General features: G+C 67.0%; 31 protein-coding genes. All 31 read left to right on the top strand.

Translation table 11 applies throughout. The features are described 5' to 3' along the window. The first annotated feature begins 55 nt into the window (after positions 1-55). The 31 genes from ACWEOZ_RS14660 (at position 56) to map (ending at position 22,911) form a co-directional block, all read left to right on the top strand. Positions 56-3,946, top strand: a complete 3,891-nt coding sequence (locus ACWEOZ_RS14660) for a DNA-directed RNA polymerase subunit beta' (protein ID WP_451911181.1) — start codon at positions 56-58, stop codon at positions 3,944-3,946. A 113-nt stretch (positions 3,947-4,059) separates the two neighbouring features. Further along, positions 4,060-4,374, top strand: coding sequence for a hypothetical protein (locus ACWEOZ_RS14655; RefSeq protein WP_451911293.1), 315 nt, complete (start codon positions 4,060-4,062; stop codon positions 4,372-4,374). An 89-nt stretch (positions 4,375-4,463) separates the two neighbouring features. Continuing rightward, complete coding sequence (locus ACWEOZ_RS14650) at positions 4,464-4,958, top strand: hypothetical protein (RefSeq protein ID WP_451911180.1); 495 nt, start codon at positions 4,464-4,466, stop codon at positions 4,956-4,958. A 403-nt stretch (positions 4,959-5,361) separates the two neighbouring features. Beyond that, complete coding sequence (gene rpsL / locus ACWEOZ_RS14645; RefSeq protein WP_014440718.1) at positions 5,362-5,736, top strand: 30S ribosomal protein S12; 375 nt, start codon at positions 5,362-5,364, stop codon at positions 5,734-5,736. 1 nt (position 5,737) lies between these two features. Next, positions 5,738-6,208, top strand: a complete 471-nt coding sequence (gene rpsG / locus ACWEOZ_RS14640; RefSeq protein WP_125812313.1) for a 30S ribosomal protein S7 — start codon at positions 5,738-5,740, stop codon at positions 6,206-6,208. A 90-nt stretch (positions 6,209-6,298) separates the two neighbouring features. Then, positions 6,299-8,395 (top strand): elongation factor G, encoded by a 2,097-nt coding sequence (fusA, locus tag ACWEOZ_RS14635; RefSeq protein WP_451911179.1) that lies wholly within the window; start codon positions 6,299-6,301, stop codon positions 8,393-8,395. Between the two features lie 126 nt (positions 8,396-8,521). Next, positions 8,522-9,715, top strand: coding sequence for an elongation factor Tu (tuf, locus tag ACWEOZ_RS14630; protein ID WP_212987332.1), 1,194 nt, complete (start codon positions 8,522-8,524; stop codon positions 9,713-9,715). A 385-nt stretch (positions 9,716-10,100) separates the two neighbouring features. Further along, positions 10,101-10,409: a 30S ribosomal protein S10 gene (gene rpsJ, locus ACWEOZ_RS14625; RefSeq protein WP_097322778.1), complete on the top strand. Its 309-nt coding sequence runs from the start codon at positions 10,101-10,103 to the stop codon at positions 10,407-10,409. Positions 10,410-10,420: 11 nt separating this feature from the next. Further along, positions 10,421-11,074 carry a 50S ribosomal protein L3 gene (rplC, locus tag ACWEOZ_RS14620; protein WP_360551803.1) on the top strand — a complete coding sequence of 218 codons (654 nt, stop codon included), beginning with the start codon at positions 10,421-10,423 and terminating at the stop codon, positions 11,072-11,074. Next, positions 11,071-11,721 (top strand): 50S ribosomal protein L4, encoded by a 651-nt coding sequence (rplD, locus tag ACWEOZ_RS14615; RefSeq protein ID WP_360813682.1) that lies wholly within the window; start codon positions 11,071-11,073, stop codon positions 11,719-11,721. Before rplC ends, rplD begins: the two co-directional genes overlap by 4 nt. Next, complete coding sequence (gene rplW, locus ACWEOZ_RS14610; protein WP_203776595.1) at positions 11,718-12,020, top strand: 50S ribosomal protein L23; 303 nt, start codon at positions 11,718-11,720, stop codon at positions 12,018-12,020. Before rplD ends, rplW begins: the two co-directional genes overlap by 4 nt. A gap of 14 nt (positions 12,021-12,034) precedes the next feature. Then, positions 12,035-12,874: a 50S ribosomal protein L2 gene (gene rplB / locus ACWEOZ_RS14605; RefSeq protein ID WP_212987329.1), complete on the top strand. Its 840-nt coding sequence runs from the start codon at positions 12,035-12,037 to the stop codon at positions 12,872-12,874. Between the two features lie 13 nt (positions 12,875-12,887). After that, on the top strand, positions 12,888-13,169 hold the full coding sequence (rpsS, locus tag ACWEOZ_RS14600; RefSeq protein ID WP_020513590.1) for a 30S ribosomal protein S19: 282 nt from the start codon (positions 12,888-12,890) through the stop codon (positions 13,167-13,169). A gap of 31 nt (positions 13,170-13,200) precedes the next feature. Next, entirely contained in the window at positions 13,201-13,674 is a 474-nt protein-coding gene (gene rplV, locus ACWEOZ_RS14595) for a 50S ribosomal protein L22 (protein ID WP_451911178.1), read from the top strand. Further along, entirely contained in the window at positions 13,674-14,528 is an 855-nt protein-coding gene (gene rpsC / locus ACWEOZ_RS14590) for a 30S ribosomal protein S3 (RefSeq protein WP_360813686.1), read from the top strand. Before rplV ends, rpsC begins: the two co-directional genes overlap by 1 nt. 3 nt (positions 14,529-14,531) lie before the next feature. Beyond that, complete coding sequence (rplP, locus tag ACWEOZ_RS14585) at positions 14,532-14,957, top strand: 50S ribosomal protein L16 (RefSeq protein ID WP_360551813.1); 426 nt, start codon at positions 14,532-14,534, stop codon at positions 14,955-14,957. Then, positions 14,957-15,193, top strand: a complete 237-nt coding sequence (gene rpmC / locus ACWEOZ_RS14580; RefSeq protein WP_212987325.1) for a 50S ribosomal protein L29 — start codon at positions 14,957-14,959, stop codon at positions 15,191-15,193. Before rplP ends, rpmC begins: the two co-directional genes overlap by 1 nt. Then, positions 15,190-15,465 carry a 30S ribosomal protein S17 gene (rpsQ, locus tag ACWEOZ_RS14575; RefSeq protein WP_212987324.1) on the top strand — a complete coding sequence of 92 codons (276 nt, stop codon included), beginning with the start codon at positions 15,190-15,192 and terminating at the stop codon, positions 15,463-15,465. Before rpmC ends, rpsQ begins: the two co-directional genes overlap by 4 nt. 100 nt (positions 15,466-15,565) lie before the next feature. Beyond that, the gene (rplN, locus tag ACWEOZ_RS14570; protein ID WP_360551818.1) at positions 15,566-15,934 is read left to right on the top strand and encodes a 50S ribosomal protein L14; all 369 of its coding nucleotides are present in this window, start codon (positions 15,566-15,568) and stop codon (positions 15,932-15,934) included. Continuing rightward, positions 15,931-16,251 (top strand): 50S ribosomal protein L24, encoded by a 321-nt coding sequence (gene rplX / locus ACWEOZ_RS14565; protein ID WP_451911292.1) that lies wholly within the window; start codon positions 15,931-15,933, stop codon positions 16,249-16,251. Before rplN ends, rplX begins: the two co-directional genes overlap by 4 nt. Further along, on the top strand, positions 16,251-16,820 hold the full coding sequence (gene rplE, locus ACWEOZ_RS14560; RefSeq protein WP_451911177.1) for a 50S ribosomal protein L5: 570 nt from the start codon (positions 16,251-16,253) through the stop codon (positions 16,818-16,820). The genes rplX and rplE overlap by 1 nt, the downstream gene beginning before the upstream one ends. A 2-nt stretch (positions 16,821-16,822) precedes the next feature. Then, positions 16,823-17,008, top strand: coding sequence for a type Z 30S ribosomal protein S14 (locus ACWEOZ_RS14555; protein ID WP_014440734.1), 186 nt, complete (start codon positions 16,823-16,825; stop codon positions 17,006-17,008). Positions 17,009-17,081: 73 nt separating this feature from the next. Next, positions 17,082-17,489 (top strand): 30S ribosomal protein S8, encoded by a 408-nt coding sequence (gene rpsH / locus ACWEOZ_RS14550; RefSeq protein WP_203776587.1) that lies wholly within the window; start codon positions 17,082-17,084, stop codon positions 17,487-17,489. A gap of 13 nt (positions 17,490-17,502) precedes the next feature. Then, entirely contained in the window at positions 17,503-18,045 is a 543-nt protein-coding gene (gene rplF / locus ACWEOZ_RS14545) for a 50S ribosomal protein L6 (RefSeq protein WP_212987321.1), read from the top strand. Next, the gene (gene rplR, locus ACWEOZ_RS14540) at positions 18,042-18,437 is read left to right on the top strand and encodes a 50S ribosomal protein L18 (protein WP_451911176.1); all 396 of its coding nucleotides are present in this window, start codon (positions 18,042-18,044) and stop codon (positions 18,435-18,437) included. The genes rplF and rplR overlap by 4 nt, the downstream gene beginning before the upstream one ends. A 12-nt stretch (positions 18,438-18,449) precedes the next feature. Continuing rightward, entirely contained in the window at positions 18,450-19,073 is a 624-nt protein-coding gene (gene rpsE / locus ACWEOZ_RS14535; protein ID WP_203776585.1) for a 30S ribosomal protein S5, read from the top strand. Further along, positions 19,073-19,255, top strand: coding sequence for a 50S ribosomal protein L30 (rpmD, locus tag ACWEOZ_RS14530; RefSeq protein WP_203776584.1), 183 nt, complete (start codon positions 19,073-19,075; stop codon positions 19,253-19,255). Before rpsE ends, rpmD begins: the two co-directional genes overlap by 1 nt. Further along, positions 19,255-19,704: a 50S ribosomal protein L15 gene (gene rplO, locus ACWEOZ_RS14525; RefSeq protein ID WP_451911175.1), complete on the top strand. Its 450-nt coding sequence runs from the start codon at positions 19,255-19,257 to the stop codon at positions 19,702-19,704. The genes rpmD and rplO overlap by 1 nt, the downstream gene beginning before the upstream one ends. 275 nt (positions 19,705-19,979) lie before the next feature. Beyond that, positions 19,980-21,326, top strand: a complete 1,347-nt coding sequence (gene secY, locus ACWEOZ_RS14520; RefSeq protein ID WP_451911174.1) for a preprotein translocase subunit SecY — start codon at positions 19,980-19,982, stop codon at positions 21,324-21,326. A gap of 74 nt (positions 21,327-21,400) precedes the next feature. Beyond that, complete coding sequence (locus ACWEOZ_RS14515; protein ID WP_125804098.1) at positions 21,401-22,054, top strand: adenylate kinase; 654 nt, start codon at positions 21,401-21,403, stop codon at positions 22,052-22,054. Positions 22,055-22,056: 2 nt separating this feature from the next. Continuing rightward, positions 22,057-22,911, top strand: coding sequence for a type I methionyl aminopeptidase (map, locus tag ACWEOZ_RS14510; RefSeq protein ID WP_451911173.1), 855 nt, complete (start codon positions 22,057-22,059; stop codon positions 22,909-22,911). Positions 22,912-22,918: the final 7 nt, after the last annotated feature.

The raw sequence follows: 22,918 nt of genomic DNA, 5'->3' as shown, positions 1-22,918 counted from the left end.
ACGCCCCCGCCGGCCTGGAATTTATCCGAGCAACGAAACACGAGGGATAGTCCAAGTGCTCGACGTCAACTTCTTCGACGAGTTGCGTATCGGCCTTGCTACCGCTGACGACATCCGCCAGTGGTCGCACGGCGAGGTCAAGAAGCCCGAGACGATCAACTACCGCACGCTCAAGCCCGAGAAGGACGGACTCTTCTGCGAGAAGATCTTCGGTCCTCAGCGGGACTGGGAGTGCTACTGCGGCAAGTACAAGCGGGTCCGGTTCAAGGGCATCATCTGTGAGCGCTGCGGCGTCGAGGTGACCCGGTCCAAGGTCCGTCGTGAGCGCATGGGCCACATCGAGCTGGCCGCGTCGGTCACGCACATCTGGTACTTCAAGGGTGTGCCGAGCCGGCTGGGCTACCTGCTCGACCTGGCGCCCAAGGATCTCGAGAAGATCATCTACTTCGCCTCGTACGTGGTCACCTCGGTCGACGCCGAAGCGCGTCACCGTGACATGTCCACGATCGAGAACGAGATCTTCGCCGAGAAGCGGCAGTCCGAGAACAGCCGCGACTCCGAGATCGAGAAGCGCGCCGCCAAGCTCGAGCAGGACCTGGCCGAGCTGGAGGCCGAGGGGGCCAAGGCGGACGTGCGCCGCAAGGTCAAGGAGGCCGGCGAACGCGAGATGCGCCAGATCCGTGACAAGGCGCAGCGCGAGATCGACCGCCTGGACGAGGTGCTCGACACCTTCCGCAAGCTCGACAGCAAGCAGCTGGTCACCGACGAGCTGCTCTACCGCGAGCTGCGCGACCGCTTCGGTGAGTACTTCACCGGTGGCATGGGTGCCGAGGCGATCAAGGCCCTGCTGGAGAACATGGACCTCGACGCCGAGGCCGAGTCGCTGCGCGAGACCATCCGCAGCGGCAAGGGCCAGCGCAAGATCCGTGCGCTCAAGCGGCTCAAGGTCGTCGCCGCGTTCCTGAACACCCGTAACTCGCCGCTGGGCATGGTGCTGGACTGCGTCCCGGTCATCCCGCCGGACCTGCGCCCGATGGTGCAGCTCGACGGTGGCCGCTTCGCCACGTCCGACCTGAACGACCTGTACCGCCGCGTGATCAACCGGAACAACCGGCTCAAGCGGCTGATCGACCTCGGCGCCCCCGAGATCATCGTCAACAACGAGAAGCGGATGCTGCAGGAGGCCGTCGACGCACTGTTCGACAACGGCCGCCGCGGCCGGCCGGTCACCGGCCCGGGTAACCGTCCGCTGAAGTCGCTGTCCGACATGCTCAAGGGCAAGCAGGGCCGGTTCCGTCAGAACCTGCTCGGCAAGCGCGTCGACTACTCCGGCCGTTCCGTCATCGTCGTCGGCCCCCGGCTCAAGCTGCACCAGTGCGGCCTGCCGAAGCAGATGGCGCTGGAGCTGTTCAAGCCGTTCGTGATGAAGCGCCTGGTGGACCTGAACCACGCGCAGAACATCAAGTCGGCCAAGCGCATGGTCGAGCGTCAGCGCGCGGTCGTGTGGGACGTCCTCGAAGAGGTCATCAGCGAGCACCCGGTGCTGCTCAACCGCGCACCGACGCTGCACCGCCTGGGCATCCAGGCCTTCGAGCCGCAGCTGGTCGAGGGCAAGGCGATCCAGATCCACCCGCTCGTCTGTACGGCGTTCAACGCCGACTTCGACGGTGACCAGATGGCGGTGCACGTGCCGCTGTCGGCCGAGGCGCAGGCCGAGGCCCGGATCCTGATGCTGTCGTCGAACAACATCCTCAAGCCCGCCGACGGCAAGCCCGTCACCATGCCCACCCAGGACATGGTCATCGGCCTCTACTACCTGACCCACCTCACCAAGGGTGCGAAGGGCGAGGGCCGGACGTTCAGCTCGGACGCCGAGGCTCGGATGGCGTTCGACAACGGCGAGCTGCACCTGCAGGCGCTCGTGAAGATCCGCCTGCCCGAGGTGCTCGAGGTCGACAACGGCGCCGGCGCCCCCGCCTGGGAGCGTCCGGAGGGCTGGGAGTCGGGCGACAAGCTGACCGTGGAGACCACCCTGGGACGGGTGCTCTTCAACGAGACGCTGCCGCCGGGCTACCGCTACGTCAACTACGAGATCCGCAAGGGTCAGCTCTCCGCGATCGTCAACGACCTCGCCGAGCGCTTCCCCAAGGTCGCCCTGGCGGCGACCCTGGACGCGCTCAAGGAGGCCGGCTTCCATTGGGCTACCTGGTCCGGTGTGACGATCGGTATGGGTGACGTCATCGGTCCTCCGCGCAAGCCGGAGATCATCGCCCGCTACCAGGGTGAGGCCGACCGCATCGACAAGCAGTACCAGCGTGGTCTGATGACCGCCGAGGAACGTCGCGGCGAGCTCATCGACATCTGGACCAACGCGACCAAGGACATCTCGAAGGAGATGGAGACGGCGCTGCCGCAGGAGAACCCGCTCTGGGTCATGATCAACTCCGGCGCCCGCGGTAACCTCCTCCAGCTCCGGCAGATCGCCGCGATCCGTGGTCTGGTGGCCAACCCCAAGGGCGAGATCATCCCGCGCCCGATCACCTCGTCGTACCGCGAGGGTCTGACCGTGCTGGAGTACTTCATCTCCACGCACGGTGCCCGTAAGGGTCTGGCCGACACCGCGCTGCGTACCGCCGACTCGGGTTACCTGACCCGGCGTCTGGTGGACGTCTCGCAGGACGTCATCATCCGCGAGGAGGACTGCGGCACCGACCGCGCGATCCCGATGCAGGTGGGCGACCGCGAGCCGGACGGCACCCTGGTCGTGCACACGCACGCCGAGACCGGCGTGCACGCCCGGACGCTGGCCGACGACATCGACGACGCCCAGGGCAACCGGGTGGTGTCGCGCGGCGACGACCTCAACTCGATCATGGTCGACAAGCTGGTCGCGGCCGGCGTGGAGACGGTCCGGGTGCGCAGCGTCCTGACCTGTGAGTCGAAGCTGGGTGTGTGTGCGGCCTGCTACGGCCGTTCGCTGCCGACCGGCAAGGCGGTCGACATCGGCGAGGCCGTCGGCATCATCGCGGCCCAGTCCATCGGTGAGCCCGGTACGCAGCTGACGATGCGTACCTTCCACACCGGTGGTGTCGCGGGTGAGGACATCACCCAGGGTCTGCCGCGTGTGCAGGAGATCTTCGAGGCCCGCGTGCCGAAGGGCAAGGCGCCCATCGCCGACACCCCCGGCCGCATCCGCATCGAGGACGGCGAGCGCTCGCGGAAGATCATCGTGATCCCGGACGACGGCAGCGAGGAGATCGTGTACGACAAGATCTCCAAGCGCGTCAAGCTGCGGGCCCACGACGGCGACCACGTGGCGGTCGGCGAGAAGCTCACCGAGGGCACCATCGATCCGCACGAGCTGCTGCGCATCATGGGCCCGCGCGCGGTCCAGGTCCACCTGACCAGTGAGGTCCAGGAGGTCTACCGCTCGCAGGGTGTGCTCATCCACGACAAGCACATCGAGATCATCATCCGCCAGATGCTCAAGCGGGTCACGGTCATCGATTCCGGCGCGACCGAGTTCCTGCCGGGCGTGCTGGTCGACCGGGCGCTCTTCGAGTCGGAGAACCGCCGGCTCGTGGGCGAGGGCGGCGAGCCCGCCGCCGGTCGTCCGGTGCTGATGGGTATCACCAAGGCCTCGCTGGCGACCGACTCCTGGCTCTCGGCGGCCTCCTTCCAGGAGACCACCCGGGTGCTCACCGACGCTGCGATCAACTCGCGCAGCGACTCGCTGGTGGGCCTCAAGGAGAACGTCATCATCGGCAAGCTCATCCCGGCCGGTACGGGCATCAGCAAGTACCGCAACATCCGGGTCGAGCCGACCGAGGAGGCCAAGGCGAAGGTGTACTCGATGACCGGGTACCCCGAGACCGACTACGGCTTCGGGCCGGCCAGCGGGCAGGCTGTGCCGCTGGACGACTTCGACTTCGGGTCGTACCGCTAAGGGTTTCTCGCACTACCCACAGGGCGGCCGCGCTTGGATGCGCGGCCGCCCTGTGGCGTTCCTAAGATGAAGGGGTGACGTATCCCGCGATGACCGCACCCACCCGGCACCCGATGGATCCCGAACCGGCGCCGTCGACCAAGGCCCGGGCGGTCTTCGCGCTGGGGGTCGTGGCGTTGCTGACCGGGGCCCTGGTCGGCGGCGTGATTCCCGCCACGGTCGCCCTGATCCTGGCCCGGCAGGTCCGGCGCCAGGCCTACGCCGCCGGCGGCTACCTCCTCGGGGCCGCCTGGGTCCGCCGCGGGGAGCGCCTGGCCTGGGTCGGGATCGTGCTGGCGCTGACCGCGCTGGTCGTCGCGTCGATCGCCGGACTGCTGCACCTGGCCGGCCCGGCCGGCGGCCAGGACTTCGACTCCAACACCGACTGAGCGCCCGGTAGCGGCCCCAGGGCTGCGCCGGACCACGTTCGGGTGACATGCTCGAAGATCCAGGGGTACGCGGCGAGAGGGACGGTCCGGTGACGCAGCAACCAGGTTCGTGGCCACCGGCCGGGCAGCCGGTGTCGATGGCCGGCCCGCCCGCGCCGGTGCTGCTGCCCAAGCCGAGCGAGGCGTGGACCCCGGAACGCGTGGACCCGGTCGCCGGCACCGAGTTCGCCCTGGTCCAGCTGCGGGTGGTGCCGATCACGTCCGGCCTGGCCACCGGTTCGCTGATCGCCGGCATCGGCGCGATCATGATCTCCACCCTGGTGCTCTGCTTCGGCCTGCTCGGCCAGTCCGAGGGCTGGGGCGCCGTCGTGGCGGGCGCGTTCGCGCTGCTGGGAGTGCTGGTCGGCGGGGGTGCGGTGGGTGTCGGGCTGGCCGCCCGGCGCCAGATCAAGCGCTCCGGGCAGGACGGCAAGGTCCGCTTCGTCGGCCGGGGCGTGGCCACCGCGGGGATCTCCTGCGGTGTCGCCGGGCTGGGAATTGCGGCGCTGACGCTGCTGTTGGTAGTGATGTTGCAGTTCTCGTGAAGCCTTGTGACGCCGGATACGACACCGAGGCGTCGGCACGTCGAGGCACCCGGTACACTTGTTAGCTGGAGATGTCCATCAGGGGAAACTCGGTCGATCAAAACAGTCTCGTTTTGACCTGTGTCCCTGCGGTGGGTACTCTTTCCCCTCGTGCCCGGGCTCGCCCGGGCAACTCGTGCGTGCGCCCGAGTCTGTAGTAACCGACGGGGCAGTGGCACGACAGGGTTACAGCCCTGACAAAGACAGAACACCCGCGGCGTGCGTCAAGCGCGCGGCGGGACCGTGAGCCGGACGACACGCCCGACCGCGGGTGCCGAAGGTCCAAACGGGATCTCTCGGTGCACAAGGCAGAACGAAGACGGTGCGGCCGCTGAAGGGCGGCCGAAGGGAGCGGAGAAACCCGGTGCCCACGATCCAGCAGCTGGTCCGAAAGGGCCGCCAGGCGAAGACGAGCAAGACCAAGACGCCGGCGCTGAAGGGAAGCCCTCAGCGGCGCGGCGTGTGCACGCGCGTGTACACCACTACCCCCAAGAAGCCGAACTCTGCGCTGCGCAAGGTCGCTCGTGTGAAGCTCAGCAGCCAGATCGAGGTGACGGCGTACATCCCGGGCGTCGGCCACAACCTGCAGGAGCACTCGATCGTGCTCGTGCGTGGCGGTCGTGTGAAGGACCTCCCGGGCGTCCGCTACAAGATCGTCCGCGGCTCGCTGGACACCCAGGGTGTCCGCAACCGCAAGCAGGCCCGCAGCCGTTACGGCGCGAAGAAGGAGAAGAGCTGACATGCCCCGTAAAGGCCCAGCGCCGAAACACCCGCTGGTTGCGGACCCGGTCTACAACTCCCCGCTGGTCACCCAGCTGGTGAACAAGATCCTGGTCGGCGGCAAGCGTCAGCTCGCCGAGCGCATCGTCTACGGCGCCCTCGAGGGCTGCCGTGAGAAGAGCGGCACCGACCCCGTGGTCACGCTCAAGCGGGCCATGGACAACGTCAAGCCGACCCTCGAGGTCCGCAGCCGCCGTGTCGGTGGCGCGACCTACCAGGTGCCGGTCGAGGTGCGCACCCCGCGCCAGACCACCCTCGGTCTGCGCTGGCTGGTCCAGTACTCCAAGGCCCGCCGTGAGAAGACCATGATCGAGCGGCTGCAGAACGAGCTGCTCGACGCCAGCAACGGCCTCGGCGCAGCGGTGAAGCGGCGCGAGGACACCCACAAGATGGCGGAGTCCAACAAGGCCTTCGCGCACTACCGCTGGTAAGACCCGCTGCCGGCCCGGTTCCCGCCGGGCCGTCGCAGTTCAGTCGTACCGGTCCTGCAGAGACGACGACGAAGAAAAGTAGGGATTGAAGTGGCTGCCGCAGACGCGCTCGCCAAGGTACGCAACATCGGCATCATGGCGCACATCGACGCTGGTAAGACCACGACGACCGAGCGGATCCTGTTCTACACCGGTATCACGTACAAGATCGGTGAAGTCCACGAGGGCGCGGCCGTCATGGACTGGATGGAACAGGAACAGGAACGCGGCATCACCATCACTTCCGCCGCCACGAAGTGCGAGTGGAAGGGCTACACGATCCAGATCATCGACACGCCCGGCCACGTCGACTTCACGGTCGAGGTCGAGCGGTCGCTGCGGGTGCTCGACGGTGCCGTCGCGGTCTACGACGGTGTCGCCGGCGTGGAGCCGCAGACGGAGAACGTCTGGCGGCAGGCGGACAAGTACCACGTCCCCCGGATGTGCTTCGTCAACAAGCTCGACCGGACCGGCGCCGACTTCTTCCGCTGCGTGCAGATGATGATCGACCGGCTCAACGCCACCCCGCTCGTCCTGCAGATCCCGATCGGGCTCGAGAGCGAGCACATCGGCGTGGTCGACCTGATCACCATGAAGGCCTTCACCTGGCGCGGGGAGACCCAGAAGGGTGAGGACTACGCGATCGAGGAGATCCCGGCCGACCTGCTGGACTCCGCGACCGAGTGGCGCGAGAAGCTGATCGAGACGCTGGCCGACGTGGACGACTCCGTCATGGAGAAGTACCTCGAGGGCGAAGAGGTCTCCCAGGACGAGATCAAGGCCGCCATCCGGCGCGCCACGATCGCCAGCAAGGCGAACCCGGTGCTCTGCGGTTCGGCGTTCAAGAACAAGGGCGTTCAGCCCATGCTCGACGCCGTCGTGGACTACCTGCCGTCGCCGCTGGACGTCCCGGCCATCGACGGCACCGCGACCGACGGTGAGACCCCGATCGTGCGCCGCCCGTCGAACGACGAGCCGTTCTCCGGTCTCGCGTTCAAGATCCAGACGGACAAGCACCTCGGCAAGCTGACCTACGTCCGGGTCTACTCCGGCACGCTCGAGTCCGGTTCCCAGGTGGTCAACTCCACCAAGGACCGCAAGGAGCGGATCGGCAAGATCTACCAGATGCACGCCAACAAGCGTGAAGAGCGTCCGACGGCGTGGGCCGGCGACATCATCGCCGTGCAGGGTCTCAAGCAGACCACCACGGGCGACACGCTCAGCGACCCGGCGCACCCGGTCATCCTGGAGTCGATGACGTTCCCGGAGCCGGTCATCCAGGTCGCCATCGAGCCCAAGACCAAGTCCGACCAGGAGAAGCTGGGTGTCGCCATCCAGCGCCTGGCCGAGGAGGACCCGACCTTCCGCGTCTTCAACGACGAGGAGACCGGGCAGACCGTCATCGCCGGCATGGGCGAGCTGCACCTCGACATCCTCGTGGACCGTATGCGCCGCGAGTTCAACGTCGAGGCGAACATCGGTAAGCCGCAGGTGGCGTACCGCGAGACGATCCGCGGCACCGTGGAGAAGCTCACGTACGTGCACAAGAAGCAGACCGGTGGCTCGGGCCAGTACGCGAAGGTCGTCGTCACCGTCGAGCCCCTGCCGCTCGCGGCGGACGGCCCGACGTACGAGTTCGTCAACGCGGTGTCCGGTGGCCGTATCCCCAAGGAGTACATCCCTTCGGTGGACGCGGGCGCGCAGGACTCGCTGCAGTACGGCGTCCTCGCCGGCTACCCGATGGTCGGCGTCAAGCTGACCCTGGTGGACGGTCAGTTCCACGAGGTCGACTCGTCGGAAATGGCATTCAAGATCGCCGGCTCGATCGTGATGAAGGAGGCGGCCCGCAAGGCCGACCCCGCGCTCCTCGAGCCGATGATGTCCGTTGAGGTCACCACCCCTGAGGACAACATGGGTGACGTCATCGGTGACCTCAACTCCCGCCGTGGCATCATCCAGTCGATGGAGGAGCGCTCCGGCGCTCGCGTCATCAAGGCTCTGGTGCCGCTCTCGGAGATGTTCGGCTACGTCGGCGACCTCCGGTCGAAGACCCAGGGCCGGGCGAGCTACAGCATGCAGTTCGACTCCTACGCCGAGGTTCCTCAGAGCGTGGCGAAGGAGATCATCGCGAAGGCCACGGGCGCGTAAGCTTCCGAGCCTGATGAGGCACGTGCGGTCCGTCGAGGACCGCACGTGCACGAGCATTCGACAGAGTCCTGATCGCCTCATCGGCGTGCCGGACGAGAAGAAAAGACACAGTCCAGGAGGACACCAGTGGCGAAGGCGAAGTTCGAGCGGACTAAGCCGCACGTCAACATCGGCACCATTGGTCACATCGACCACGGTAAGACGACGCTGACTGCGGCCATCACGAAGGTCCTGCACGACGAGTACCCGGACCTCAACCCCTACACGCCGTTCGACGAGATTGACAAGGCGCCGGAGGAGAAGGCCCGCGGCATCACGATCTCGATCGCGCACGTCGAGTACCAGACCGCGTCGCGGCACTACGCGCACGTGGACTGCCCCGGCCACGCCGACTACATCAAGAACATGATCACCGGTGCCGCCCAGATGGACGGCGCGATCCTGGTGGTCGCCGCGACCGACGGCCCGATGCCGCAGACCAAGGAGCACGTGCTCCTGGCCCGCCAGGTCGGCGTGCCGTACATCGTCGTCGCCCTGAACAAGAGCGACATGGTGGACGACGAGGAGCTCCTGGAGCTCGTCGAGCTCGAGGTCCGCGAGCTGCTCAGCACCTACGAGTTCCCGGGCGACGACCTTCCGGTCGTGCGCGTCTCGGCGCTCAAGGCGCTCGAGGGCGACGCGGAGTGGACCGGCAAGCTGCTCGAGCTGATGAACGCGGTCGACACCGCGATCCCGCAGCCCGAGCGCGACACCGACAAGCCGTTCCTCATGCCGATCGAGGACGTCTTCACGATCACCGGTCGCGGTACGGTCGTCACCGGCCGGGCCGAGCGCGGCATCCTCAAGCCGAACGAGGAGGTCGAGATCGTGGGTATCCGCGAGAAGTCGACCAAGACCGTTTGCACCGGCATCGAGATGTTCCGCAAGCTGCTCGACGAGGCCCGCGCGGGTGAGAACGTCGGCCTCCTGCTGCGTGGTATCAAGCGCGAGGACGTCGAGCGCGGCATGGTCGTGGTGAAGCCGGGCTCCAGCACTCCGCACACGGAGTTCGAGGGCCAGGTCTACATCCTCTCGAAGGAGGAGGGCGGCCGCCACACGCCGTTCTTCCAGAACTACCGCCCGCAGTTCTACTTCCGCACCACGGACGTCACCGGCGTCGTCACGCTGCCCGAGGGCACCGAGATGGTCATGCCGGGCGACTCCACCTCGATGTCGGTCAAGCTGATCCAGCCGATCGCCATGGAGCAGGGCCTGAAGTTCGCGATCCGTGAGGGTGGCCGCACCGTCGGCGCCGGCACGGTCACGAAGATCAACGTCTGATTGAGGCCTCCGCCTCAATGGTGACCCCGATTAGCATTGCCGCGATCGATACGGCATACTAGTCAGGTTGCGTCCGCGCAGGGTGTCCGGCTGTTCTGCCTCAGAGCTGCTCTTGCTCTTGAGGGAGGATGGTCGGTCACCCTCGCCGGGTGTCCGGCGTGTTTTCACTGGCCGCCGGCATCCCCGATCCCGACGGATCAAGGGCTTCCCTCCGGGGGAATCCTTGCGGGCAAGATCGCTCCAGATACCTGGGGCGGAGCTTGATTCCAGAGCGCGACACGCCCGACCGCGGGGGTCGGACATCGCAGGACCAACGGTCCTGCGGGCATGCGAGGGCCACAGCTTTCGCACGTAGCGGCATCGAGAGAAGGAAACAGAAGCCACCATGGCGGGACAGAAGATCCGCATCCGGCTCAAGGCCTATGACCACGAGGTCGTTGACTCGTCGGCACGCAAGATCGTCGAGACGGTCACGCGCACCGGAGCTTCGGTCGCGGGCCCGGTGCCGCTGCCCACGGAGATCAACCGTTTCTGCGTCATCCGTTCGCCGCACAAGTACAAGGACTCGCGCGAGCACTTCGAGATGCGCACGCACAAGCGTCTGATCGACATCATCGACCCGACTCCGAAGACGGTCGACTCGCTGATGCGCCTCGACCTGCCGGCTGGCGTCGACATCGAGATCAAGCTGTAGGGATCCGGACAATGGACAGGCAAGTGAAGGGCATCCTGGGCGCCAAGCTCGGCATGACCCAGGTCTGGGACAACAACAAGGTCGTCCCGGTAACCGTGGTGCAGGCCGGCCCGTGCGTCGTGACCCAGGTCCGCACCTCCGAGACTGACGGCTACACCGCGGTTCAGCTGGCGTACGGTGCCATCGACCCGCGCAAGGTCAACAAGCCGGAGGGCGGCCACTACGCGAAGGCGGGTGTGTCGCCGCGGCGCCACATCGTGGAGCTGCGCACCACCGACGCCACCGAGTACGAGCTCGGCCAGGAGGTCACCGTCGAGACGTTCCCGGTCGGCACGCCGATCGACGTCACCGGTAAGACCAAGGGCAAGGGCTACGCCGGCGTCATGAAGCGGCACGGCTTCCACGGCCTCAAGGCCAGCCACGGTGTCGAGCGCAAGCACCGCTCGCCCGGTTCGATCGGCGCCTGCGCGACCCCCGGCCGTGTCTTCCGGGGCACCCGGATGGCGGGTCGCATGGGTAACAAGCGCTTCACCGTGCAGAACCTGACGGTGCAGGCAGTCGACCTCGAGAACAACCTGCTGCTGGTCAAGGGCGCTGTGCCCGGTCCCAAGGGCGCGCTGATCCTGGTCCGCACGGCGGCGAAGAAGAAGGGTGGTGCCAAGTGAGCTCGGTTGACGTGATCAACGCCGAGGGCACGAAGGCCGGCTCGGTCGAGCTGCCCGACGACATCTTCGACGTGCAGGCGAACATCCCGCTGATGCACCAGGTCGTCGTGGCCCAGCTCGCCGCCGCCCGTCAGGGCACGGCCAAGGCCAAGACGCGCGGTGAGGTCGCCGGTGGCGGCAAGAAGCCGTACAAGCAGAAGGGCACCGGTCGCGCCCGTCAGGGCTCGATCCGCGCGCCGCAGTTCACCGGTGGTGGCGTGGTGCACGGCCCCGTGCCGCGCGACTACAGCCAGCGGACCCCGAAGAAGATGAAGGCCGCCGCTCTGCGGGGCGCCCTCTCGGACCGGGCCCGCGACGGCCGCGTCCACGTGATCGAGGCGTTCATCGTCGGCGACAAGCCGTCGACCAAGGCCGCGATCGCGACGCTGCGCAAGGCGACCCAGTCCACCAAGGTCCTGGTCGTGCTCAGCAGCTACGACGAGCTGAACTGGATCTCGCTGCGCAACGAGCCGACCGTGCACCTCATCGAGGCCGGCCAGCTGAACACCTACGACGTGCTGGTCGCCGACGAGGTCGTCTTCACCAAGGAAGCTCTCGACGAGTTCCTGGGTGTGCCGGCCGAGGCTGCCGAGGAGGGGGACAAGTGAGCACGATCGCCGACCCGCGCGACATCATCGTCGCGCCCGTGGTCTCCGAGAAGAGCTACAGCGTTCTCGACCAGAACTGGTACACGTTCCTGGTCCACCCGGACGCGAACAAGACCGAGATCAAGATCGCGATCCAGCAGATCTTCGATGTCCGTGTGCTGACGGTGAACACCATCAACCGCCAGGGCAAGCGCAAGCGCACCAGGACGGGCTTCGGTCAGCGCAAGGCGACCAAGCGTGCCCTCGTGAAGCTGGCTGACGGTGACCGTATCGAGGCCTTCGGCGGCCCGGTCAGCTAAGGGGTTTGTAAATCATGGCTATCCGTAAGTACAAGCCGACCACGCCGGGCCGTCGCGGCTCCAGCGTCGCCGACTTCGCTGAGATCACCCGGTCGACGCCGGAGAAGTCTCTGCTGGTTCCGCTGCCCAAGAAGGGTGGTCGCAACGTCCACGGCCGCATCACCACGCGGCACCAGGGCGGCGGCCACAAGCGGCAGTACCGGCTGATCGACTTCCGGCGCAACGACAAGGACGGCGTGCCGGCCAAGGTCGCTCACATCGAGTACGACCCGAACCGCACGTCCCGCATCGCACTGCTGCACTACGCCGACGGCGAGAAGCGCTACATCCTCGCGCCGAAGGACCTCAAGCAGGGCGACCGCGTCGAGTCCGGCGTGGGCGCGGACATCAAGCCGGGCAACAACCTGCCCCTGCGCAACATCCCGGTCGGTACGACGATCCACGGTGTGGAGCTTCGTCCCGGCGGTGGCGCCAAGCTGGCCCGTTCGGCCGGCGTGGGCATCCAGCTGCTCGGTCGTGAGGGTGTGTACGCCACGCTGCGTATGCCCTCCGGTGAGATCCGTCGCGTCGACATCCGCTGCCGCGCGACGGTCGGCGAGATCGGCAACGCCGAGCAGTCGAACATCAACTGGGGCAAGGCCGGCCGCATGCGATGGAAGGGCAAGCGCCCGACCGTCCGTGGTGTCGCCATGAACCCGGTGGACCACCCGCACGGTGGTGGTGAGGGTAAGACCTCAGGTGGTCGCCACCCGGTCAACCCCGCCGGTAAGCCGGAGGGCCGTACCCGCCGCAAGGGCCAGGAGAGCGACCGCATGATCGTTCGCCGCCGCTACGCCACCCGCAAGCGCGGGTAACGGGAGTTAAAAGATGCCTCGCAGCCTGAAGAAGGGCCCGTTCGTCGACGACCACCTGCTCAAGAAGGTGGAAGTCCAGAACGAGAAGAACTCGAAGAACGTCATCAAGACCTGGTCGCGTCGGTCGACGATCATTCCCGACATGCTCGGGCACACGATCGCCGTGCACGACGGGCGCAAGCACGTCCCGGTGTTCATCACCGAGGCCATGGTCGGTCACAAGCTCGGCGAGTTCGCTCTGACCCGCACGTTCAAGGGTCACGAGAAGGACGACCGCAAGAGCCGTCGCCGCTAATCAGTCCACGGATCAGAAAGGGGTTACAGCGATGCCAGTCAAGAGCGACGCTCCGGTACTTCCGGGCGCTCGGGCAGTTGCGCGTCACGTGCGCATCTCGCCGAACAAGGCGCGCCGTGTGATCAACCTCGTCCGCGGTCTGCCCGCGAAGGAGGCTCTCACGGTCCTGCAGTTCGCGCCGCAGGCTGCGAGTGAGCAGGTTTACAAGGTGCTCGCGAGCGCGATTGCGAACGCAGAGAACAACGAACGGCTCGACCCGGACGCGCTCCTGGTCAGCGCCGCTTTCGTGGACGAGGGCCCGACGCTCAAGCGGTTCCGGCCGCGGGCGCAGGGCCGGGCGTACCGGATCCGCAAGCGGACCTGCCACATCACCGTGGCGGTCGAGGCGGTTCAGGTGACCACGCCGGCCCGCAAGGCCACGGCCAAGAAGGCCGCGCCGGCCAAGAAGGCTGCTCCGGCGGCCCAGCCGGCCGAGTCCCAGAGCAGCACGGAAGGTGCCGAGTAATGGGTCAGAAAGTTCACCCCACCGGGTTCCGCCTCGGCATCTCCACCGACTGGAAGAGCCGCTGGTTCGCGGACAAGCTCTACAAGGACTACATCGGCGAGGACGTCAAGATCCGCCGCATGATGTCCAAGGGCCTCGAGCGCGCCGGCATCTCCAAGGTGGACATCGAGCGCACCCGGGACCGGGTCCGCGTGGACATCCACACCGCCCGGCCGGGCATCGTCATCGGCCGTAAGGGTGCGGAGGCCGACCGGATCCGCGGCGAGCTCGAGAAGCTCACCGGCAAGCAGGTCCAGCTGAACATCCTCGAGGTGAAGAGCCCCGAGTCGGACGCGCAGCTCGTGGCGCAGGGCGTCGCCGAGCAGCTGTCCAGCCGGGTCAGCTTCCGCCGGGCCATGCGCAAGGCGATGCAGTCGGCGATGAAGAACCCGATCTGCAAGGGCATCCGGGTGCAGGTCTCCGGCCGCCTCGGTGGCGCGGAGATGAGCCGCACGGAGTTCTACCGTGAGGGTCGCGTCCCGCTGCACACGCTGCGCGCCAACATCGAGTACGGCTTCTTCGAGGCCCGTACGACCTTCGGCCGCATCGGCGTGAAGGTCTGGATCTACAAGGGCGACTTCGTGCCCGGACGTGAGGTCGCTCCCGAGGCGCCCGCGCGTCCGCGCCGTGACCGCGCCGAGCGTCCCGACCGTCCGCGTCGTGGCCGTTCCGGTTCGTCCGGTACGACCGCGGGTGGCACCGAGGCCGGTCGCGCCGCTCAGGCCGCGGCTGCTACCCCCGCTCCGGCGGAGGCTGCGCCCACGACCGACACCGCCGTTGCTCCGGCTGCGGCCGAAACGCAGCAGGAGGGCTGACACATGCTGATGCCGCGTAAGCCCCCGAAGGGCTTCCGCAAGCCGCACCACCCGGACCGCCACGGCGCGTCCAAGGGCGGCAACCGGGTGGTCTTCGGTGAGTTCGGTATCCAGGCCCTGGAGCCGGCGTACGTGACCAACCGGCAGATCGAGTCGGCTCGTATCGCCATGACCCGCCACATCAAGCGTGGCGGCAAGGTGTGGATCTCGATCTTCCCGGACCAGGCACTGACCAAGAAGCCCGCCGAGACCCGCATGGGTTCCGGCAAGGGCTCGCCGGAGTGGTGGGTGGCGAACGTCAAGCCGGGACGCATTCTCTTCGAGATGTCGTTCCCGAACGAGACGATCGCGCGCGAAGCGATGCGTCGCGCGATCCACAAGCTTCCGATGAAGTGCCGCATCGTGACGCGCGAAGGTGGTGAAGGCTGATGGCAGCCGGCGTCAAGGCTTCCGAGCTGCGGGAGCTCTCCGAGGAGGAGCTGATCTCGCGGCTGCGTGAGTCCAAGGCGGAGCTGTTCAACCTCCGCGTACAGGGTGCGACCGGTCAGCTCGACAACCACCGTCGTCTGCAGGTCGTCCGCAAGGACATCGCGAAGATCTACACGATCATGCGTGAGCGTGAGCTGGGGCTCTCGGCCGCGCCGACTGAGGTGACTACAGCATGAGCGAGAACGCAGCAGCTGCGCCCCGGACCCAGCGCAAGGTGCGTGAGGGCCTGGTGGTCAGCGACAAGATGGACAAGACCGTCATCGTCGAGGTCGAGGACCGCGTCAAGCACGCCCTTTACGGCAAGGTCCTGCGGCGCACCCGCAAGCTCCAGGCGCACGACGAGCAGAACGCGTGCGGCGTCGGTGACCGGGTCACCCTGATGGAGACCCGTCCGCTGTCGCGTACCAAGCGGTGGCGTGTCGTGGAGATCCTCGAAAAGGCCAAGTGAGTGTGCTGGGCCGGCCGGGACAACCCGGCCGGCCCAGCAGACCATCGTTCCGCCAAGCTTCGGCGCGTTGCCGGAGAACTGGCAGACATAGGAGACAGACGTGATCCAGCAGGAGTCGCGACTGCGCGTCGCCGACAACACGGGTGCCAAGGAAGTGCTGTGCATCCGCGTTCTGGGCGGCTCCGGTCGCCGTTACGCGAGCATCGGTGACGTCATCGTGTGCACGGTCAAGGACGCCATTCCGGGTGCCGGTGTGAAGAAGGGTGACGTCGTCAAGGCCGTCATCGTCCGCACCGCCAAGGAGCGGCGCCGTCCCGACGGCTCGTACATCCGCTTCGACGAGAATGCCGCCGTCATCATCAAGGACGGTGGCGACCCCCGCGGTACCCGCATCTTCGGCCCGGTCGGCCGCGAGCTGCGCGACAAGCGGTTCATGAAGATCATCAGCCTGGCGCCGGAGGTGCTCTGACCGTGAAGATCAAGAAGGGCGACACGGTCGTCGTCATCGCCGGCAAGGACAAGGGCGCCAAGGGTAAGGTCATCGCCGCCTTCCCGCGGCAGGACAAGGTCCTGGTCGAGGGCGTCAACCGTATGAAGAAGCACGAGAAGATCCGCACGACGCAGCGCGGTTCCAAGACCGGCGGCATCGTCACCCAGGAAGCCCCCATCCACATCTCGAACGTGCAGCTCGTGGATGACCAGGGCAAGCCGACCCGCGTCGGTTTCCGGATCGACGACAACGGCCAGAAGGTTCGTATCGCGCGTAGCACCGGTAAGGACCTGTGATGACTGCCGCTACCGAGACCAAGACGCTGCCCCGCCTGAAGCAGAAGTACCGCAGCGAGGTTGTTGCCGCGCTTCAGGAGCAGTACAAGTACGGCAACCCCATGCAGATCCCCGGCCTGGTGAAGGTCGTCGTGAACATGGGTGTCGGCGAGGCTGCTCGCGACGCCAAGCTGATCGACGGCGCCGTGCGTGACCTGACCACCATCACCGGTCAGAAGCCGCTGGTGCGGCGGGCGACCAAGTCCATCGCGCAGTTCAAGCTGCGTGAGGGCATGCCGATCGGCGCGAAGGTCACCCTCCGCAACGACCGGATGTGGGAGTTCCTGGACCGGCTGCTGTCGATCGCGCTGCCGCGTATCCGTGACTTCCGCGGCCTGGACGGGCGCAAGCTCGACGGCCACGGCAACTACACGTTCGGTCTGACCGAGCAGTCGGTGTTCCACGAGATCGACCAGGACCGGATCGATCGGACCCGGGGCATGGACATCACGGTGGTCACCACCGCCACGACCGACGAGGAGGGCCGGCAGCTGCTCAAGCTTCTGGGCTTCCCGTTCAAGGAGAACTGAGCATGGCTAAGAAGGCGCTGATCATCAAGGCGGCCGCGAAGCCCAAGTTCGCCGTACGGGCGTACACCCGCTGCCAGAAGTGCGGACGTCCGCACTCGGTCTACCGCAAGTTCGGTCTGTGCCGGGTGTGTGTCCGGGACATGGCCCACCGCGGTGAGCTGCCCGGCGTGTCGAAGGCTTCCTGGTAACCCTTGTAATACCGCTTCGCCGTAGGCCTGGGACTTCCCTGGGAACCCCGGCGAGAAAGGTTGACGAATACCCATGACGATGACGGACCCGATCGCAGACATGCTCACGCGTCTGCGTAACGCCAACCAGGCGTACCACGACAAGGTGACCATGCCCTTCTCGAAGATCAAGGCGAGTATCGCCGAGGTCCTCAAGGCAGAGGGCTACATCGCTTCCTGGTCGGCCGAGGAGCCCGCGGAAGGCGAAGTCGGCAAGCGCCTGGTGGTTGAGCTGAAGTACGGCCAGAACCGCGAGCGCAGCCTCGCCGGTATCAAGCGCGTGTCCAAGCCCGGCCTCCGGGTGTACGCCAAGTCCGACGAGCTCCCGCGCGTGCTCGGCGGCCTGGGCGTCGCGATCGTTTCGACGTCCCAGGGGCTGCTGACCGACCGGCAGGCCCGCAAGCGGAGCGTTGGCGGGGAAATCCTCGCCTTCGTTTGGTAACGGAGACTTAGACATGTCGCGAATCGGACGTAAGTCGATCCCGGTCCCGGCCGGCGTCGACGTCACCATCACGGGCCAGACCGTCAAGGTCAAGGGCCCCAAGGGCGAGCTGTCGCACACCGTCGCCGAGCCGATCACCGTCGAGAAGGCGGAGAACGGCGAGCTGGCGGTCAACCGGCCCAACGACGAACGTCGGGCCAAGGAGCTGCACGGCCTCTCGCGTACCCTGGTCGCCAACATGATCGTCGGCGTCACCGAGGGCTACAAGAAGACGCTGGAGATCAACGGCACCGGTTACCGCGTGACCGCCAAGGGCAAGGACCTCGAGTTCGCCCTGGGCTTCTCGCACCCGGTCAACGTGGTCCCGCCGGCCGGCATCACCTTCACGGTGGAGCGGCCGACGCAGTTCACGGTCGCCGGTATCGACAAGCAGCTCGTCGGCGAGGTCGCTGCGAACATCCGGAAGATCCGCCCGCCGGAGCCGTACAAGGGCAAGGGCGTCAAGTACCAGGGCGAGGTCATCCGCCGCAAGGCTGGAAAGGCAGGTAAGAAGTGACCGCCACGCTGCTCAAGCGCCGCAATGGCGGCGGTGCGTCGTACAAGCGCGCCGTCGGCAAGGCTCGTCGGCACTTCCGGGTCCGCAAGAACGTCCGCGGCACCGCCGAGCGTCCCCGTCTGGTCGTCACCCGGTCCACGCGGAACATCACCGCGCAGATCGTCGACGACCTCAAGGGTCACACGCTCGCTTCGGCCTCCACGCTCGACGCCACCCTGCGTGGCACCGAGGGTGACAAGAGTGCCCTGGCCACCAAGGTCGGCACTCTCCTCGCCGAGCGGGCCAAGGCCGCAGGCGTATCCAAGGTCGTCTTCGACCGCGGTGGCAACCGGTACGCGGGGCGGATCGCCGCGCTCGCCGCTGCTGCCCGCGAAGCCGGACTCGAGTTCTAGGAAGGAATACCAATGCCTGGTCAACAGCGCCGTGGCGGCGGCTCCGGCTCCGGCGGTAACAACGAAGGTGGACGCCGCGACAACCGTCGTGAAGGCGGCCGCAACGCGCCCGTCGAGAAGACCCCGCATCTCGAGCGGGTCGTCGCGATCAACCGTGTCGCCAAGGTCGTCAAGGGTGGTCGTCGCTTCAGCTTCACCGCCCTGGTGATCGTGGGCGACGGCGACGGCACCGTCGGTATCGGCTACGGAAAGGCCAAGGAGGTGCCCGCGGCCATCGCCAAGGGCGTCGAAGAGGCCAAGAAGCACTTCTTCAAGGTGCCGCGTATCGCCGCGACGATCCCTCACCCGATCCTGGGTGAGGCCGCCGCCGGTGTCGTGCTCCTCAAGCCGGCTTCCGCCGGTACCGGCGTCATCGCCGGTGGCCCGGTGCGTGCCGTCCTGGAGTGCGCCGGCATCCACGACGTGCTCTCGAAGAGCCTCGGCTCGTCGAACCCGATCAACATCGTGCACGCGACGGTGGCGGCCCTGAAGGGCCTGGAGTCTCCGGAGGCCGTCGCGGCCCGCCGTGGTCTCCCGGTCGAGGACGTCGCGCCTGCGGCCATGCTGGCGGCGCGTGCGGAAGCGGCGGTGCACTGATGGCACGCTTGAAGGTCACCCAGCTCCGGTCCGGCATCGGCCGTAAGCAGAACCAGCGGGACTCCCTGCGGTCGCTCGGGCTGAAGCGGATCAACGATGTGGTGGTCAAGGAGGACCGCCCCGAGATTCGGGGCATGATCTTCGCCGTGAGCCACCTCGTCAGTGTCGAGGAGGTCGAATAATGGCGATCAAGGTCCACCACCTTCGCCCGGCGCCCGGCGCCAAGAAGGCCAAGACCCGCGTGGGTCGTGGTGAAGGCTCCAAGGGCAAGACCGCGGGCCGCGGTACCAAGGGCACCAGCGCCCGGTACCAGGTCTCGGCGGCGTTCGAGGGCGGGCAGATGCCCCTCCACATGCGTCTGCCGAAGATCAAGGGCCTGGGTAACCGTCCGCGCAACAAGGTCGTCTTCCAGGTCGTCAACCTGGACCGGCTCGCCGAGCTGTTCCCGAACGGTGGCGAGATCGGTCCGCTGGAGCTGGCCGACGCCGGCGCGGTCCGTCGTGGCCAGCCGGTGAAGGTTCTCGGCTCGGGTGAGCTGGGTAGCGTGGCGCTGCAGGTCTCGGCGCACGCCTTCAGCGAGTCCGCCAAAGAGAAGATCGCAGCCGCCGGTGGTTCCGTCACCGAGCTGTGAGGTTTTCCGGGGATGCTGGCCCGGGCATCGCGAGATGCTCGGGCGGCATCCCCGTTGTGGCGTCTGACCTGGCCTTTCGCCGGGCCGGGGGCCGCCGCTCCCCAGGTCGTCCGGTTGCCCTTCGTCCCAGGGTGTTGCACATAGGGCGACCGTGCCTCACAACAGGCACGTCAGACTGTTAAAGTCCGTTCCCAGCTAGGGATATCGGTCGTCCGGACCGATGCCTCCCCCCATCCGCCGGATACTTGGCGGTCACCTCGCGCAGGAGGAAGAAGTTGCTCTCCGCCTTTTCCAGTGCGTTCCGGACGCCTGACCTGCGCAAGAAGTTGCTGTTCACAGTAGCGATCATCGCGGTCTATCGGCTCGGCGCCACTCTGCCCAGCCCAGGCGTGTCCTACACCAACGTCCGTAACTGTCTGGACGTGGTGAACAGCACCAACGCCGGCGGCGGGGTGTTGAACCTGCTGAACCTCTTCTCCGGTGGCGCGCTGCTCCAGCTGTCCGTCTTCGCGCTGGGCATCATGCCGTACATCACGGCATCGATCATCCTGCAGCTGCTGACCGTGGTGATTCCCCGCCTCGAGCAGCTCCGCAAGGAAGGCCAGTCCGGCCAGGCCAAGATCACCCAGTACACCCGTTACCTCACCCTGGGCCTCGCGGTCCTGCAGTCCTCGGCGTTCGTCGCGCTGGCCCGCTCCGGCCAGCTCTTCGCCAACGCGTGCCCGCAGGACCAGGCCAACTTCCAGATCGTGCCGGAGAACACCGGCATCCCGGTCTGGCTGACCCTCGTCATGCTCGTCGTCACGATGACGGCCGGCACGGGCGTGGTCATGTGGCTCGGCGAGCTCATCACCGACCGCGGCGTCGGCAACGGCATGTCCGTCCTGATCTTCACCTCGATCGCCGCCCGCCTTCCCGGCGAGGGCTGGACGATCAAGGAGAGCAGCGGCGTCGCCAAGTTCCTCCTGGTGATCGCGCTCGTGCTGATCGTCATCTGTGCGGTCGTCTTCATCGAGCAGGCCCAGCGCCGCATCCCCGTGCAGTACGCCAAGCGCATGATCGGCCGGCGCATGTACGGCGGCACCTCGACGTACATCCCGCTGAAGGTCAACCAGGCCGGTGTCGTCCCGGTGATCTTCGCGTCCTCGCTGCTCTACCTGCCGCAGCTGTACCTGCAGTTCTTCGACCAGAACAACCTCAAGGGTTATCAGCAGTGGATCCAGAACAACCTGGCCAACCCGAGCCACTGGATCTACATCACCACGTACTTCCTGCTGATCATCTTCTTCACGTACTTCTACGTCTCGATCACGTTCAACCCGACCGAGGTCGCGGAGAACATGAAGAAGTACGGTGGTTTCGTCCCGGGCATCCGGCCCGGTAAGCCGACCGCCGACTACCTGGACTTCATCCTCAGCCGGATCACCCTGCCGGGTGCGCTCTACCTCGGCCTGATCTCGGTCCTGCCGAACTTCTTCTTCATCTGGCTGAACAGCGCGCAGTACCAGAACTTCCCGTTCGGTGGTACGGCGGTGCTGATCATGGTGGGTGTGGGCCTGGAGACGGTCAAGCAGATCGAGAGCCAGCTGATGCAGCGCAACTACGAAGGGTTCCTCCGGTAGTGGGGGCGCGGAGCCGGGGGGCTCTTGCGTCTGTGGTTTGCGAGGCTCGTTCTCACCGAAGCGAGGCGATGTAGGTGCGGCTGGTACTGGTGGGCCCTCCGGGGGCCGGCAAGGGGACCCAGGCTGAGTTCATCGCTGCCCATCTCGCCGTACCGAAGATCTCGACCGGTGACATCTTCCGGGCCAACGTCTCGCAGGGGACACCGCTCGGCGTCGAGGCGAAGCGATACATGGACGCGGGCAATCTCGTCCCCGACGAGGTGACCATCAACATGGTCCGCGACCGGCTCGCCGAGCCCGACGCCGGCGACGGCTTCCTGCTGGACGGTTTCCCGAGGACCGTCCCGCAGGCGTCGGCGCTCGACAAGCTGCTCGCCGACCTCGGCATCGCGCTCGATCTGGTGATGGAACTGGTCGTCGACGACGACGAGGTGATCCGGCGGCTCTCGGGCCGCCGGACCTGCCGTGGTTGCGGCAAGATCTGGCACGTCGAGTTCGACCCGACCAGCAAGGAGAACATCTGCGACCGGTGTGGCTCCGAGCTGTTCCAGCGTGACGACGACAAGGCGGAGACGATCGCCAACCGCCTCGTCGAGTACGCGGACAAGACCGCGCCGCTGGTCGATTTCTACGGCGCCCAGGGCAAGCTGGTGGGCATCGACGCCACCGGACCGGTCGAGGACGTCACGGTGCGCGCCATCGACGCCCTGCGGTCGTACGGGGGATAACGATGCGCCGTCCGCAGCTGGACATTCAGCTGAAGACCCCGGAGCAGATCGAGCTGATGCGCGGTGCCGGCCTCGTCGTCGCCGCCGCCCTGGCGGCGATGCGCGAAGCGGTCGCCCCGGGCGTCTCCACCGCCGATCTGGACGCGATCGCCGAGAAGGTCATCCGGGACGCCGGCGCGGTCCCGTCGTTCAAGGGCTACCACGGCTTCCCCGCCTCGATCTGCGCCTCGGTCAACGAGCAGGTCGTGCACGGCATCCCGGCCGCCGAGCAGGTGCTCAAGGAAGGCGACCTGCTCTCCCTCGACTGTGGCGCCATCCTGCACGGCTGGCACGGCGACTCGGCGATCACCGTCGGCGTCGGTGAGACCGACCCGGCCCTGCTGACCATGGCCCAGGTGGCCGAGGACGCCATGTGGGCCGGCATCGCCGCCGCCGCCCGCGGTGCCACCAACGGCCGGGGCCGGCTGACCGACATCTCGTTCAACGTCGAGAAGGCCGTCCGCAAGGCGGGCCGCTACGGCATCGTGGACGGCTACGGCGGGCACGGCATCGGCACCGAGATGCACCAGGATCCGCACGTGCTCAACCACGGCAAGCCCGGCAAGGGCCCGCGCCTGGTGCCCGGCCTGTGCCTGGCGATCGAGCCGATGATCACCATGGGCTCGCCCCGCACGGTGGAGCTCGACGACGGCTGGACCGTGGTCACCCGGGACGGCTCGATGGCCGCGCACGTGGAGCACACGATGTGCCTGCTCGACGACGGCGTCTGGGTCACCACCGCGCCCGACGGCGGCCGGGCCCGGTTGGGCGAGCTGGTCACCGCCCGCCAGCCGGCCGTCGACTCCCTGGCGGAGTAGAAGTCCG

The organism is Actinoplanes sp. NPDC004185, assembly GCF_053603475.1.
The sequence above is the reverse complement of the archived record's forward strand: the minus strand, read 5'-3'. Positions and strand labels throughout refer to the sequence as shown.

Coding starts and splice junctions, on each gene's coding strand:
- ACWEOZ_RS14555 (WP_014440734.1), top strand. CDS start 16,823: ATGGCTAAGAAGGCGCTGATCATCAAGGCGGCCGCGAAGCCCAAGTTC.
- rplC (WP_360551803.1), top strand. CDS start 10,421: ATGGACAGGCAAGTGAAGGGCATCCTGGGCGCCAAGCTCGGCATGACC.
- rpsG (WP_125812313.1), top strand. CDS start 5,738: ATGCCCCGTAAAGGCCCAGCGCCGAAACACCCGCTGGTTGCGGACCCG.
- rplP (WP_360551813.1), top strand. CDS start 14,532: ATGCTGATGCCGCGTAAGCCCCCGAAGGGCTTCCGCAAGCCGCACCAC.
- rpmC (WP_212987325.1), top strand. CDS start 14,957: ATGGCAGCCGGCGTCAAGGCTTCCGAGCTGCGGGAGCTCTCCGAGGAG.
- rplE (WP_451911177.1), top strand. CDS start 16,251: ATGACTGCCGCTACCGAGACCAAGACGCTGCCCCGCCTGAAGCAGAAG.
- rpsJ (WP_097322778.1), top strand. CDS start 10,101: ATGGCGGGACAGAAGATCCGCATCCGGCTCAAGGCCTATGACCACGAG.
- rplB (WP_212987329.1), top strand. CDS start 12,035: ATGGCTATCCGTAAGTACAAGCCGACCACGCCGGGCCGTCGCGGCTCC.
- rpsQ (WP_212987324.1), top strand. CDS start 15,190: ATGAGCGAGAACGCAGCAGCTGCGCCCCGGACCCAGCGCAAGGTGCGT.
- rplF (WP_212987321.1), top strand. CDS start 17,503: ATGTCGCGAATCGGACGTAAGTCGATCCCGGTCCCGGCCGGCGTCGAC.
- rpsS (WP_020513590.1), top strand. CDS start 12,888: ATGCCTCGCAGCCTGAAGAAGGGCCCGTTCGTCGACGACCACCTGCTC.
- rpsH (WP_203776587.1), top strand. CDS start 17,082: ATGACGATGACGGACCCGATCGCAGACATGCTCACGCGTCTGCGTAAC.
- rplO (WP_451911175.1), top strand. CDS start 19,255: ATGGCGATCAAGGTCCACCACCTTCGCCCGGCGCCCGGCGCCAAGAAG.
- ACWEOZ_RS14655 (WP_451911293.1), top strand. CDS start 4,060: ATGGATCCCGAACCGGCGCCGTCGACCAAGGCCCGGGCGGTCTTCGCG.
- rplV (WP_451911178.1), top strand. CDS start 13,201: ATGCCAGTCAAGAGCGACGCTCCGGTACTTCCGGGCGCTCGGGCAGTT.
- rpmD (WP_203776584.1), top strand. CDS start 19,073: ATGGCACGCTTGAAGGTCACCCAGCTCCGGTCCGGCATCGGCCGTAAG.
- map (WP_451911173.1), top strand. CDS start 22,057: ATGCGCCGTCCGCAGCTGGACATTCAGCTGAAGACCCCGGAGCAGATC.
- rpsE (WP_203776585.1), top strand. CDS start 18,450: ATGCCTGGTCAACAGCGCCGTGGCGGCGGCTCCGGCTCCGGCGGTAAC.
- rpsC (WP_360813686.1), top strand. CDS start 13,674: ATGGGTCAGAAAGTTCACCCCACCGGGTTCCGCCTCGGCATCTCCACC.